At 56.3% G+C, this 12,936-nt stretch carries 15 protein-coding genes; 6 read left to right on the forward strand and 9 right to left on the reverse strand.

Translation table 11 applies throughout. From position 1 onward, the window contains the following. Positions 1 to 39: 39 nt before the first annotated feature. The 5 genes from rutF to rutA are packed head-to-tail and all read right to left on the reverse strand — an operon-like array spanning position 40 to position 3,640. Positions 40 to 543 carry an NADH-dependent FMN reductase RutF gene (rutF, locus tag JK223_RS03670; RefSeq protein WP_212712854.1) on the reverse strand — a complete coding sequence of 168 codons (504 nt, stop codon included), beginning with the start codon at positions 541 to 543 and terminating at the stop codon, positions 40 to 42. A gap of 43 nt (positions 544 to 586) precedes the next feature. Next, on the reverse strand, positions 587 to 1,372 hold the full coding sequence (rutD, locus tag JK223_RS03675; protein WP_212712855.1) for a pyrimidine utilization protein D: 786 nt from the start codon (positions 1,370 to 1,372) through the stop codon (positions 587 to 589). Positions 1,373 to 1,384: 12 nt separating this feature from the next. After that, the gene (gene rutC, locus JK223_RS03680) at positions 1,385 to 1,771 is read right to left on the reverse strand and encodes a pyrimidine utilization protein C (RefSeq protein ID WP_212712856.1); all 387 of its coding nucleotides are present in this window, start codon (positions 1,769 to 1,771) and stop codon (positions 1,385 to 1,387) included. A 34-nt stretch (positions 1,772 to 1,805) separates the two neighbouring features. After that, entirely contained in the window at positions 1,806 to 2,549 is a 744-nt protein-coding gene (gene rutB / locus JK223_RS03685; RefSeq protein WP_212712857.1) for a pyrimidine utilization protein B, read from the reverse strand. Continuing rightward, positions 2,549 to 3,640, reverse strand: coding sequence for a pyrimidine utilization protein A (gene rutA, locus JK223_RS03690; protein ID WP_212712858.1), 1,092 nt, complete (start codon positions 3,638 to 3,640; stop codon positions 2,549 to 2,551). Before rutA ends, rutB begins: the two co-directional genes overlap by 1 nt. A 293-nt stretch (positions 3,641 to 3,933) precedes the next feature. Between rutA and rutR the strand changes: the two genes are divergently transcribed. Beyond that, positions 3,934 to 4,569 carry an HTH-type transcriptional regulator RutR gene (gene rutR, locus JK223_RS03695; protein WP_212712859.1) on the forward strand — a complete coding sequence of 212 codons (636 nt, stop codon included), beginning with the start codon at positions 3,934 to 3,936 and terminating at the stop codon, positions 4,567 to 4,569. A 118-nt stretch (positions 4,570 to 4,687) separates the two neighbouring features. Beyond that, complete coding sequence (locus tag JK223_RS03700; protein ID WP_212712860.1) at positions 4,688 to 4,867, forward strand: hypothetical protein; 180 nt, start codon at positions 4,688 to 4,690, stop codon at positions 4,865 to 4,867. 103 nt (positions 4,868 to 4,970) lie between these two features. On the opposite strand, the gene JK223_RS03705 is transcribed toward JK223_RS03700, so the two are convergent. Together JK223_RS03705 and JK223_RS03710 are read right to left on the reverse strand one after the other, a co-directional pair. Beyond that, positions 4,971 to 5,561: a malonic semialdehyde reductase gene (locus tag JK223_RS03705; RefSeq protein ID WP_212712861.1), complete on the reverse strand. Its 591-nt coding sequence runs from the start codon at positions 5,559 to 5,561 to the stop codon at positions 4,971 to 4,973. A 166-nt stretch (positions 5,562 to 5,727) separates the two neighbouring features. Then, positions 5,728 to 6,363, reverse strand: coding sequence for a carbonic anhydrase (locus tag JK223_RS03710; protein WP_212712862.1), 636 nt, complete (start codon positions 6,361 to 6,363; stop codon positions 5,728 to 5,730). Positions 6,364 to 6,686: 323 nt separating this feature from the next. On the opposite strand from JK223_RS03710, the gene JK223_RS03715 reads away from it, so the two are divergent. Next, a complete protein-coding gene (locus JK223_RS03715; protein ID WP_212712863.1) occupies positions 6,687 to 7,427 on the forward strand; it encodes a glutamine amidotransferase in 741 nt (246 codons plus the stop codon). Between the two features lie 70 nt (positions 7,428 to 7,497). Here JK223_RS03715 and JK223_RS03720 read toward each other — a convergent pair whose 3' ends face one another. Next, positions 7,498 to 8,907 (reverse strand): MFS transporter, encoded by a 1,410-nt coding sequence (locus tag JK223_RS03720; RefSeq protein ID WP_212712864.1) that lies wholly within the window; start codon positions 8,905 to 8,907, stop codon positions 7,498 to 7,500. A gap of 172 nt (positions 8,908 to 9,079) precedes the next feature. On the opposite strand from JK223_RS03720, the gene JK223_RS03725 reads away from it, so the two are divergent. Then, complete coding sequence (locus tag JK223_RS03725) at positions 9,080 to 10,024, forward strand: LysR family transcriptional regulator (protein WP_212712865.1); 945 nt, start codon at positions 9,080 to 9,082, stop codon at positions 10,022 to 10,024. Here the strand turns inward: JK223_RS03725 and JK223_RS03730 are convergent. After that, positions 9,974 to 10,882: a LysR family transcriptional regulator gene (locus JK223_RS03730; RefSeq protein WP_212712866.1), complete on the reverse strand. Its 909-nt coding sequence runs from the start codon at positions 10,880 to 10,882 to the stop codon at positions 9,974 to 9,976. The two genes, JK223_RS03725 and JK223_RS03730, sit on opposite strands and share 51 nt — an antisense overlap. Before the next feature lie 96 nt (positions 10,883 to 10,978). Here JK223_RS03730 and JK223_RS03735 point away from each other — a divergent pair, with 96 nt between their 5' ends. Both JK223_RS03735 and JK223_RS03740 read left to right on the forward strand, forming a co-directional pair. Next, the gene (locus tag JK223_RS03735; protein ID WP_249213453.1) at positions 10,979 to 11,308 is read left to right on the forward strand and encodes a YciI family protein; all 330 of its coding nucleotides are present in this window, start codon (positions 10,979 to 10,981) and stop codon (positions 11,306 to 11,308) included. A 466-nt stretch (positions 11,309 to 11,774) separates the two neighbouring features. Further along, positions 11,775 to 12,605: a fumarylacetoacetate hydrolase family protein gene (locus tag JK223_RS03740; RefSeq protein ID WP_212712867.1), complete on the forward strand. Its 831-nt coding sequence runs from the start codon at positions 11,775 to 11,777 to the stop codon at positions 12,603 to 12,605. The last annotated feature ends 331 nt before the right edge of the window (positions 12,606 to 12,936 follow it).

The following is a 12,936-nucleotide window of genomic DNA, read 5'->3' on the forward strand; positions in this document are numbered from 1 at the left end:
TGAGAGTGGAAAAGCAATGAACCCCGAAAACGGGCAATGTTAACAGGCATCCTGCCGGATAAGCGGGTGGTAGCGCCGGTCAAACCAGACCAGGCCGTGGGTCAGCGGGTCACCGGCCAGTGCCAGCACCTCGCAGAACAAAATTTCATGCGTACCCACCGCCACGCTATGGGTAATTTTACAGTCGAAGGAGACCACGGCCCCGGTCAGCACCGGCGAACCCGTGGTCAGTACAGACCATTGCGCGGCCCGGAAGCGATCTTCCATCGGGGTTTTGCCGCCAAATAACCCGGAAAGTGTTTCATGGTCACTGGCCAGCGTGTTCACACACAGCACATCATTTTGCTGAAACACCGGCCAGACCGAGGCCGACCGGTTCAGACAGACCAGCAGTGTCGGCGGGGTATCGGTCACACTGCATACCGCCGAGGCGGTAAATCCGGCACGGCCTGCCGGACCGTCGGTGGTAATAATATTAACAGCGGCACCCAGCCGGGACATCGCATTCCGGAACTGTTGTTGTTCGATAGGGGGGATCGTCATAGTGATTTCTCCGGTGGCTGTCACCTGCTCCGGGCAGGCCCGGTCAGACGGTGGCATGCTGCTGCAGCCAGGGCAGCAGTCGTTGGTTGAACTCTTCGCTGCAGGTCACACTCATGGCATGACCGCCCCGCGCCATGGCGATACACTCTGCCTGCGGTAAGGCGGCCTCCAGTTCAAGGGAGCAGCCCCAGGGCACCAGCAGATCATCCTGGCTGTACATCAGTAACACCGGCAGTGTCAGCCCGGCGGCCATTGCACTAAAGTCTGCGGCCATCAATGCCGACAGTCGTCGCAGCAGATTACCGGTTCCCTGAAAATGTTGCAGATGATGGCTATCGGCGGCCTCTGCCTGTTCCTGATGTGCGGCCAGCCAGTCTGCAGGGTAAAGAAACAGGGGCTGAGCACGGACAAAGGCTTCCACGCCACTGTTCAGCAGCAGATCCTGACGGACCCGGAAACAACGCCGGGTATGGGCATTCAGGGTCAGCCACCCGTTCACCACCACCAGGCTTATCACCCGTTCAGGATAGTCCGCCGCCAGCTGCATACCGATCAGTCCGCCAAGGGCATGCCCCAGCAGACTGAAACGTTGAATACCGTGGGCCGTCAGCGCATCCGCCAGCTCCCGGCTCATCTCCTGCAGGCTGTATGGCTCCGGCAGTGTGGCCGGATTATTACCGGTGCCGTAATGATCATAGGTCACCAGCCGGTAGCGGGCCTGCAGGCTGGCCCGCTGGGGGGCCCAGAAACTGCCTAGCCCCCCCAGTCCTGCAGAGAGTACAAGCACCGGGACCCCGGGGGAACTCAGCCCGCTGATTTCAATCTGCATAGGCGTGGCCTCTTAGTGACTGATATGCGCGATAGTCGCAATCTCGACCAGTGCATCGGGTTTTACCAGACCACACTGAATGCAGTAGCGGGCCGGCTTTTCGCCGGGGAAGAACTCCGCATAAACTTCATTGACCGCGGCATAGTTCTGCCAGTCGGTAATGAAAATGGAATTAAAAGTCACGTCATCCATACTGCCGCCGGCGGTTTCAATCACGCTTTTAATGATGGTCAGCACATGCCGGGTCTGGGCCGCTGCATCCCCGACATGGACAACATTATTATGTTCATCAAACGGAAGGGTCCCGGAGACATAGACCACGCCATCCGCCAGGGTGCCCGGCACGAACGGTGCCAGAGGGGTACCGGTACCGGCAGGGGTAATGACAGTTTTTGGCATCGTAGTTTCCTCATTTTTACAGTAAAAAAAACGTTCAGGCAGCGGTGCCGGTCAGTCCGGCGGCGGAGGTCTGTCCCAGCGCAGAGCACAGGCTGCTGACATCTGACACCCAGCCAAAGAAGGTACGGATATTAAAAAGGGCAGCATCATGGGCCGATGGGGGACCGGCCTGATAGGTAGCATCCTTCAGGACGATGCCGAAATACTCCAGGAAGAAGCCGTCGCGCAGGGTCGACTCCACACAGACATTGGTGGCAATGCCGGTAAAGATCAGGTGGCGGATCCCCCGGCTGCGCAACATGCTGTCGAGCGGGGTGTTGTAAAAGCCACTGTAGCGGATTTTGGGGATCAGAATATCCTCCGGTTGCGGGACCAGTTCATCCACCAGCGCATAATCCCAGCCGCCTTTGGCCAGTAACCTGCCCTGCAGTTCGGGCTGACGGCGCATGGTCTTCAGTGCATTGGATTTATGGAAGTTGGGCGAACCGGCATCACCGGCCTCCGCATACTGATCATCCCAGCCATTCTGCAGCCAGATGATTTTAATACCCGCCTGTCGGGCGGCGGCCACGGCCGTTTTAATATTGGCGATCACCGGACGGGTGGCAGACACATCAAATCCGGCCAGGTCCAGATAGCCGCCCGGCGTGGCATAGGCATTCTGCATATCGACCACAATCAATGCGGTCTGCTCCGGCGGAAAGGCGATCGCTTCCGGTTCGGCGGTAAGCACGACATTATTCAGATGACGGGTGGTTGGACAGTTCACAGTATTCATCAGGCTACCTCCTGCATGGCATTAACAGCACCGCTGCGGCTGGTCATCAACGGCTGGATTTCCCGGCCAAAATTTTCGATACCCTGCACAAAATCGTCGAATGTCAGCAAAATGCCTTCAGTGCCGGGCACGGTGGCCACTTCATCCAGCAGTCGGGCGACGGTGGCGTAGGAACCGACCAGCGTGCCCATATTGATATTGACGGCGGACGTCGGATCTGCCATTTGCCGGACATTGGTGTCCTGGCCGGAACGGGTGTCCTGCTGGCTCTGGGTGGTCAGCCATGCCAGGGCCTCCTGATCGGCCCCGGCCTTATAGTGCTCCCATTTGGCGCGGGCGGCGTCGTCGGTCTCATCGGCGATGATCATAAACAGCACATAGGATCCCACCTCGCGGCCGGCGGCCTCTGCGGCACTACGCATCCGCTGAGCCGTCGGTGCAAAGGCGGTGGGGGTATTCACGCCTTTACCAAAGCAGAAGTTATATTCAGCATGGCGGGCGGAGAAAGCCATACCGGCATCGCTCTGACCGGCACAGATCACCTTCATCGGTTTCTGCGGCTGAGGCTTCATCCGGCAGTCATTCATGGTCAGAAAATCGCCTTTAAAATCGGACTGACCGGTGCCCCACAGGTCACGTAATACCGTGACGTATTCGGTCAGATAGTCATAACGGCGGGAGAAATACTCTTCACCGGGCCACAGGCCCATCTGGTCATATTCCGGTTTTTGCCACCCGGTCACCAGATTGACGCCAAAGCGGCCGCCGGAAATGCTGTCGATGGTGGTGGCCATCCGGGCGACGATGGCCGGAGGCAGGGTCAGCGTGGCGGCGGTTGCATACAGTTCAATGCGGGAGGTTACGGCCGCGAGGCCGGCCATCAGGGTGAACGATTCCAGGTTGTAATCCCAGAATTCGGTCTTGCCGCCAAAGCCGCGTAATTTGATCATTGAAAGCGCGAAATCAAACTGATAATGCTCGGCCTTCTGCACGATGGTTTTGTTCAGTTCAAAATCCGGCAGATACTGGGGAGCATTTTCAGAAATCAGCCAGCCATTATTACCAATCGGGATAAATACGCCTATCTTCATGCCACACCTCGTCTGAAAGATGATCACGGGTTTAACCTACTGGCGGCGGTGCATCCTGCAACTCCGTACTGTCGTCGCGTAAAAGTTAATGCAAGGCGTATGCCATGTTTTAAAGATTAAGTAAAACAAAGAGATGTAAAAACAATGCAAACAGACGAGGGTTAAAGTGGACCATTTGGTAAAAAAGGATGCACGATTTTCAGGCGACTGTGCAAAAAAAGGGCAGCCCTGCGATGGGAGGGCACCGGGGGATTCTGTTATGATGCGGAAAAGTCAGAAATTACGAGGTCTGAGTGAACGCTGTAGAAAAAAATTCCGGGCGCCGCCGCCGGACGACCGCGGAAAAACGTTCTGCCATTACCGATGCGGCTCTGATGCTGTTTTCTCAGTTTGGCCTGCATGGCACGCGGCTGGAACAGGTCGCAGTAGCCGCCGGGATCTCTAAAACCAATCTGCTCTACTACTTCCCCTCTAAAAAGCAGCTCTATCTGGCGGTACTGCAGGATCTGCTGGCGGTCTGGCTGGCCCCCCTGCGGGCATTGCAGGCCGATCAGCAGCCGCTGGAGGCTATCCGTCAGTATATCCGCCTGAAGCTGGAAGTTTCGCGGGACCATCCCCGCGCTTCGCGATTGTTCTGCCTGGAAATGCTGCAGGGCGCACCGGTACTGAAAGAAGAACTGGCCGGGCCGGTGAGAGCGCTGGTGGACGAAAAAGCCGCGCTGATCCGCCTGTGGATCGAACGTCAGCAACTGACCGCTATCGACCCCTGGCATCTGATTTTTATGTTGTGGTCGGTCACTCAGCACTATGCCGATTTTGCGACCCAGGTAGAGGCGATCACCGGAAAAACGTTACAGGATGCGGTGTTTTTTGAACAAACCCTGGACAGTATTCAGCAGGTGATCACCGAAGGGTTACGCCCCCGGTGAATGGCCAGGGGGGCAGGTAGTAATGCGATTTTAGTTCATAACAGCGATAAATTTGATATTTCCCTTAAGGCGATTTTCAGGCTGTACTGGTGTTATCAGAACACAGCGGGGAACTATCATGGCATCGGTTTTATGGCAGAAGTTAAAACGACTCTCCGGTCTGGCAACACGGAGTCCGGCGGCGGAAAGAGCAAGAGACAGTCATTTGCTGCTCGAGTCGATGATCCCGATCATGGGGTTATACGGCATTGGCCCGGGATATCTGGATCCGGCCTGGACAAATGATGAACAGAAGTAAACAGCAACGGCTGTTGCGGTTATCCTACTGGAATGAGCTGTGCGTATTGTGGCCGGAGGATCTCCCGGACAGCGGATTCACTTCGCTCTCCGGGCGGTTTTTATCAGGCAAAACGGCAGGCGTCGTCGAAATCCAGACGCGGTAAGCGGCCATGCAGTTTCGAGTCATCTCCGTAGCCAATATTGATCAGCAGATTGACCTGCCAGTCACTACCGTGAAAGAAAACTTCGTTAATTTTCTCCGCATCAAACCCTGACATCGGACCGACATCCAGCCCCAGCGAGCGCGCAGCCACCACCAGATATCCGGCCTGCAGACTGCTGTTACGAAAGGCGGTTTCCCGTGCGAGGCTTTCACTGCTGGTAAACCAGCTGCGGGCGTCGGCATGAGGGAACAGGCCAGGTAACTTCTCATAGAATGCCATATCAGAGGCCACGATCACGGTGACCGGTGCGGCCATCGTTTTTTCGATATTCCCGGAAGAGAGGGCGGGTTTCAGTGCCTGTTTGCCGGCCTCGGATCTCACAAACACGAATCGGGCCGGGGAACAGTTGGCCGATGTCGGGCCAAGGCGGGTGAGTTCATACAGTCTTTGCAGAATATCATCCGTTACCGGTTTATCCTGCCAGTAACTGTGGGTACGTGCCTGATGGAAAAGTGTATCAAGAGCAGATCTGTCAACCGGTGTACTCATCGCATTCTCCCTAAATGAACCACTATTTTTCTCTGCCGGCCCGTCCGGTCATCGGTGCGGCCTGTTTGCAGGGCCACTGCACCAAACCTGTCTGTCGCAGATGACTTCCGGGTGTACACTGCGGACCCGGAGGCCCGCAGTGACAGACGGCGAATGCCGGTAAAACTTATTCGAAACAGGTACCCGGATTTTCTGCCAGCGACACAAACTTTTTGCCGCCGCGATCCAGTGCCTGAACTTCACCACTTTCAATATCATAAACCCAGCCATGCAGGCGGATTTTTTCATTGCGCAGGGCCACAGCCACGGACGGGTGAGTTTTAATATTATTCAGCTGCGCGATCACGTTTTCCCGTACCATCGCACTGACTTTATGCTCTTCATCCGGGTAGTCGTTTTTGTCCACCACGGCTTTCGCCGCATCGGCATAACGCAGCCAGTGCTCGACGGCTGGCATGGTGTGCATATCCTGACATTTGGCGATAGCCCCCATCGCACCGCAATTCGAGTGACCGCAGATAATGATATCGCGGACACCCAGCGCGACCACAGCATACTCGATGGTGGCAGACACACCGCCCGGTTCCGGACCGAAGGACGGCACAATGTTGCCTGCATTACGAATGACAAATAACTGGCCCGGTTCCTGCTGAGTCACCAGCTCAGGAACCAGACGGCTGTCTGAACAGGAGATAAACAGAGCTTTTGGATTCTGGCTGGCCGCCAGGCTATGGAACAGCGCTTTACGCTCCGGATAAACTTCTTTCTGGAAGTTCAGAAACCCTTCAACAATCGTTTTCATAACACGCCCAAATAATAAAAATTCGGCTTAATCATAGAACGATTACCGGTACGGGGAAAGTCCCTGCAGGAAAATGCCCCCGGAGGCGGCGATAAAACAGTCAGCGCCCGGAATGTGGCCCCGGGTTGCGGCCTGTACTGCACGGAATACGGGGCTTGTCTGACCGCCCATTGCCCGGCAGGGAGGGGCTGGGTTGTGTGACGGTGTCACGTTATTCCGGGGTGGCTGCCAGCCGGCGCATTGCCCGGATAATAAGGTGGTTGTGATAGCCACGGTTTCCGGCTATTACTATCCGCAGAAATAACCGTGACACAGGGAATTTTATGGCACAGTCAGCAGTGATCATTATTCAGACCGGGACACCCCCGGAAGCTATCCGTCAGCAGTACGGGGATTTACCACAGTGGTTCAGCCAGGCCATGGGCCTGCCGTTATCTGCCATCCAGGTGGTACGGGTATTTGAAGGGGAAGCGTTACCGCCACCGGACCCCGCGCGGCTGGCCGTTATTACCGGTTCCTGGGCGATGGTGACGGATCGGCTGCCGTGGAGTGAGGCCACTGCCGAATGGATACGCCAGGCGATAATCGCAGAGATGCCGCTGATGGGGGTCTGCTACGGACATCAGCTGATGGCTCATGCCCTGGGTGGCGAGGTGGGGTATCTTGACTGTATCCGCGAAACCGGATGTTTACCGGTCAGCCTGACCCCCGCCGCAGCGGCCGATCCTCTGCTGCAGAATTTACCCGCCACCTTCCCGGCGCATCTGACACATATGCAATCGGTGACCCGGCTGCCGGCAGGAGCTGAGGTGCTGGGCCGGTCGGCTATCGACCCCCATCAGATCATCCGTTACGGAAAATATGCGGTTTCCACCCAGTTTCATCCGGAATTCCCGGCCGCGGCCGCCAGGGCGATGACAGAGAGGAACCGGACGGTCTTCGGCCAGGAAGGAAGGGATACCGATGCCATTCTGGCGCAGATGACGGAAACCCCGGAGGCGACCGGGATCCTGCAGCGTTTTATTGCATATCATCTGCCGGAAGGAAGTACGGAAGGCTGCTGACCGGACAGGTCACGCGCGGAACCCCGCGACCCGTACCGGTCACCCCCGGGAGGACCCGGGGGGTGAAGCATCAGGGACGACGAATGCGGCTGACGCTGACAATAATCGCAATCAGACAGGACGTGACGGCAACCCACAGAGCAATATGCACGGCATGGCTTTCACTGTGCAGATCCTGCTGGCTGAACAGCGCGAGGATCACACCGATGGCGGCACTGCCCATGCATTGCCCGAACATCCGCATAATGGCCAGTGTTCCTGAAGCATAGCTGCTGTTTTCCCGCGCCACGTTGGATAGCATTTCGCGGTTGTTCGGGCTCTGGAAACAACCAAAACCGATACCGCACACCAGGCTGCGCAGACAGATATTGAGGACACTGGCATGTTCCGGCAGGGTAGCCAGCAGGGCCAGACCCGTCACAAAAATACAGAGTCCGGTGGTGGAGATCAGTGCCGGCGGAAAGCGGTCAGACAGACGCCCGGCATGGGGTGCGGCCAGGATGATGCCGAGAGGCCAGGGGGTAAACAGTAATGCTGAGATAAACGCGCTATAGCCGTACACGTTCTGGAACAGGAACGGAAGTGCGATAAACGTGATCCCCTGACTGATAAATGACGCCATCGAGGTCAGGGCCGCCAGTGAAAAACGGGATGATGAGAAGATAGACAGCGGTAATAACGGTTTACTGGCCCGGCGTTCACAATAGATAAACGCGGCCCCGGCGGCCAGTGCAAGTGCCAGGAAACCGGCGGCATGCAGTACGTTATCTGCGGTTAATGACTGCCCGCCGTGCCGTGCGAAACTGTCCGCGGCCATGATCAGGCTGCCGGGCACAATGGCCGACAGGAAAGCCCCCGGCATGTCGAAAGGCTCGGTAATTTTTTTTGCCCGCTCAGGCAGTACACGCATGGCCAGAGTAATGGCCAGAATACCCGGCGGCAGGTTAATGGCAAACAGCCACTGCCAGCTGAACGCTGAAAGCAGGGTACCGCCCAGTAAGGGCGCAATGGCGGTTCCTGAGGCAACCAGCAGCGCATTCATACCGAGAATACGGCCCAGTAACCGGTTAGGGAACACCGAACGCAGCACGGCCGGCCCGATACTCAGGGTCGCGGCAGCGCCGATCCCCTGCAGAATGCGCATCGCTATCAGCGTGTGCGGGGTATCGGATAAGGCACATCCCAGCGAAGACAGTGTAAATACCAGCAGGCCGCAGGGATACTGAACACGGTAGCCCACCCGCGGGGCCAGCGCGGCGAAAATAGCCAGTGTCATGGCGGCGGCTAACAGATAGCCGTTGGATACCCAGATAATTTCAGAGGCCCGGACATTCATCGCGCGGGCAATTTGTGGCAGGGCAACATTGACCATCGATGCATCAAAGACGGTCATCGCCGTGGTCATCATCACCGCAATCATTGCCAGCCGGCGTTGTCGTCCGGGCAGCCCTTCATCGCCCGGCATATCAGAAAAAAGCATGCTAAATGTCTCCGCGGTTACTTCTGTTGCGACCGGAAATGCAATCCGGTCTGCGCATTGATTTGTAGAGGTGGGGAATATACTCTCTCAGGATAGCAGGCGGAAGGTGCATTCTTTGCAGTTATATAGTGCACGCAACGCCATGATTAAAATATCGACAGGAAAACGCACGATGGCCGAGGCTGATTTTAATCTGTTAACCGCGCTGGATATGCTGCTGACGACCCGTTCGGTGGCCGGTGCCGCCCGCCGGCTCGGGCTGAGTGCCTCCGCAATGAGCCGTACACTGAGCCGTTTACGTTCGGTGACCGGCGACCCGTTACTGGTCAGGGCCGGACGGGAGATGGTGCTCACGCCCTATGCCGAGGAGATCCGTGAGCGCACCCGGAAAACGGTTTCTTCCGCCAGAGAGTTGCTGCGCCCGGACACCACGGCGCTATGCCTGCCGGAACTGGAGCGTACCTTTATTCTGCGGGCCAATGACGGCTTTATCAGTGCATTCGGGGCGGCATTGATTGCGGTGGTCGCGCAACAGGCCCCGGGCGTTCGCTTATGCTTTATTCCAAAGCCGGAAAAAAATGTCAGTCAGCTGCGTGAGGGACAGGTGGATATTGAAATCGGCGTGGCGGGAGAGACGGGACCGGAAATCCGCCTGCAGGCCCTGTTCCGTGACCGGTTTGTCGGGGTGGTCAACAGCCATCATCCGCTGGCACAGCTCCCCCGGATCACGCTGGAGGACTATATCCGCTGGCCGCATATTGCCTCATCCAGACGGGGGAAATACAGCGGGCCGATAGACAGTGCACTGGCCGAACTCGGCTTTCAACGGGAAGTGGTCGCCGTGGTGCCGGGCTTCGCGCCGGCACTGGCGGTGGTCACTGGCTCGGAACTTATCGCCCAGGTACCGGCCTCCTTTTTACAGAATTACCCCGGAATTTCCGCATTGCCGGGTGAAGGGACCCTGCGCCGGTTTGAACTTCCGGTGAAAGTCCCGGGGATCACGGTATCGCAGATGTGGCATCCTCGCTCGGATAAAGATCCCGCCCACCGCTGGCTGCGTGAGCAATTACGCACCGTCTGCTGGCGGGAACCACTGGCTGAGTTCAGTCACCAGTAACCGGAGTCTGGCCTCGGTGCCACGGCGCGCCGGGTAGAGCAGATGCATTTTCTGGTCCGGAAAGTGATAGCCCGGCAGCACGGGCCGCAGTTGCTGACGCCGGAAATAGCCCGCTAATGCTTGCCGGTGGCCGGCCAGAATACCCTGTCCTTCGGTGGCGGCCTCTGCCAGGGCTCCCCAGTCATTGATCACCAGTGGCGGACTGACGTCAGTGTGACAGGTCTGACGGCCATCGGTCAGTGTCCATTCCTGTATCTCGCCGGCCAGCCACGGCGAAAAGCCCAGGCAACGGTGCTGCGGTAACTGTGCCGGAGACAGCGGGGCCCCGTAGTGATCGAGATATGACGGAGCCGCGGCAAGGATCAGCCGGTACGGAGTCAGCGGTTTTGCCACCAGCCTGAGTAACGGATCCGGCTCACCGATGCGGATCACCGCATCCATACCGTTGTCCAGCGGTGAGATCACCGTATCAGACAGCGTCAGTTCGATACGGATCTGCGGGTAACGGCGCATAAAATCGGCGATAAACGGTATCAGAGAATAGCGGCCAAAGGTCACCGGGCTGTTAATCCTTAAGGTTCCGGCGGGCTGAGTGACGTCGAATTTCACCTGTCTTTCAGCATCCTCGACCGCTCCGAGGATAATTTCACAGCGCCGGAAGTAGTCGGCCCCCGCGGCGGTCAGGCTCTGTTTCCGGGTGGTACGGGACAGTAACGTAACCCCGAGCTGCTGTTCCAGGGCGGTGATATGCCGGGCCACCATCTGCGGGGACAGACCGCGGACACCGGCTGCAGCAACAAATGAACCAGTCTTAACGACATCAACAAAGACCTGCATTCCGGTCAGTTTATCCGGCATTAACAACTCCTGGTAGTTTGTGAAAACAAATAATGGCTATTTTAACCACTGGTTTGAGCTTATTACACTGTGGATCCTGTCATTGAGGAGGTAATTATGATTTTTGTAGTCAGAATGGAGCACCCGGACGGTGAGGAGTGGGGGCAGTATGTTGCTGAGCATGTCAGCTACCTTCGCGGGCTGATCACCCGAGGGCATCTGCTGGCATCGGGGCCGGTGAAAGGGTCAGTGCTGCGCGCCGGGTTACTGATTTTCAGGGCGGAGAATGAACAGCAGGTCAGACAATGGATTGAAGATGATCCGTTCAGCAGGGAGAACCTGATCGTCACGCTGGATATCTGTCAGTGGGATCCCTTGTTCGGTTGCCTGTCAGAGGTCTCTTCCGGCGTATTACCACCTGTGTTGCAGGACCAGACCGCAGGCTGATAACGGGTGTATGACGGACCCCGGACCCGGGGCCGTTGTCCCTTCGTCCGCTGGCAGAGGTTTACGGGCGCCCGAAGTCCTCCGGGATGCATCGCAATCACCGCTTTTATTTAACGAAAAGTTAACAATAACAGGGCGGGTGGCTAATTATTATCAGGGACAGTTAATCGGTAGCGGATTAAACTTTTTGTTGCCGTCAAAACCGCGCTTTACCGGGGAGTTTTATTTTAATCTCTTCATTTTTCAGTAGTTAATGTTATCAGCGGGCCGGTTTTGCAGGGGGATCAACTATTGTTGATCATTTAAAAAATAATTATATTTATCAGTGAGATGTGGTCATCATTGCCGGTAAGGCCGGGCGGATTAGACGTAATATGTTCAACTGAAAGCATTTTCCTGCTGGATCTGCTGCGCCACAATCGTAATAATATGGGGACCCTCACAATCATAAGAAAACTAAATTACTATGCAGTTATGCAGTTTTAAAATTAATAATAATGACCAGCACAGTTTCGGTCTCATCCGGGAAGACGGTATCATTGATGCTGGTAAATATGTGGATTACAGCGATCTTAAAGCAGTACTGACTGCCGGCGCCTTAGCCGAAATTTCTGCGTTATCTGATAAACCTGCAGATTACCAGGCAGACGAAATTACTTTTTTACCGGTGATCGAAAATCCGGGGAAAATTCTCTGTGTCGGGATGAACTATTCCGAAAAGCGTAAAGAGTTTGGCGAAACTAACCCGGCACCGACGCTGTTTGTCCGTTTTGCCGATACGCTCTCCGCACATAACACACCGCTGCAGAAACCTGCCAGCAGTGAGCAGTTCGACTATGAAGGCGAGCTGGCCGTGATTATCGGAAAAAATGCACATCAGGTTCCGGCCAGTGAGGCCCTGCAGTATGTGGCAGGCTACAGCTGCTTTATGGATGCTACGGTACGTGATATGCAGTTTACCTGGTTCACCGCCGGTAAAAACTGGCCGGCCACCGGCGGTTTTGGTCCGTCGATGACCACCACCGATGAGATCCCGGACCCGCAGCAGCTGGATATCAAAACCTTCCTGAATGATCAGCAGGTACAGCATGACTCCACGGCCAATATGATCCATACCGTGCAGGACATTATTGCTTACGTGACCTGTTTCACTCCTCTGGCGCCAGGCGATGTGATCATCACCGGCTCTCCGGGCGGTGTGGGTAAATCGCGTACCCCGCAACTGTTTATGTTCCCGGGCGACCATATCTCGGTCGCAATCAGCAAGATTGGTACCCTGGCTCACACGATTGCCTGACCCTTTCTGCGGTAAATGCTCTGTTATCTGAAGCAGGGCATCCTGTCCGGCCAGCGGCTATATTACGGTCTCTGGCCGGATTTTTTTGCCGCCGATTAGGTCACTGGTCCGGCAAAACATTTGCGACGCAGAGGCGGGCAGAGGATGTTGACCGGAAATAGCCTGCGATTTTCCCTGTAGTGTCCCGTACAGTGCCGGTTATTTCCATGGTCTGTCCCGAACCTTCCACAAAAACACTTATGACGCAGAGGCGGGCAGAGGATGTTGACCGGAAATAGCCTGCGATTCTCCCGGTAGTACCCCGTGTGGTACTGGTCATCTTTGTGGACCG

The sequence above is a fragment of the Tatumella sp. JGM118 genome (assembly GCF_018257515.1).
GTDB classification, from domain to species: Bacteria; Pseudomonadota; Gammaproteobacteria; order Enterobacterales; family Enterobacteriaceae; genus Tatumella; species Tatumella terrea.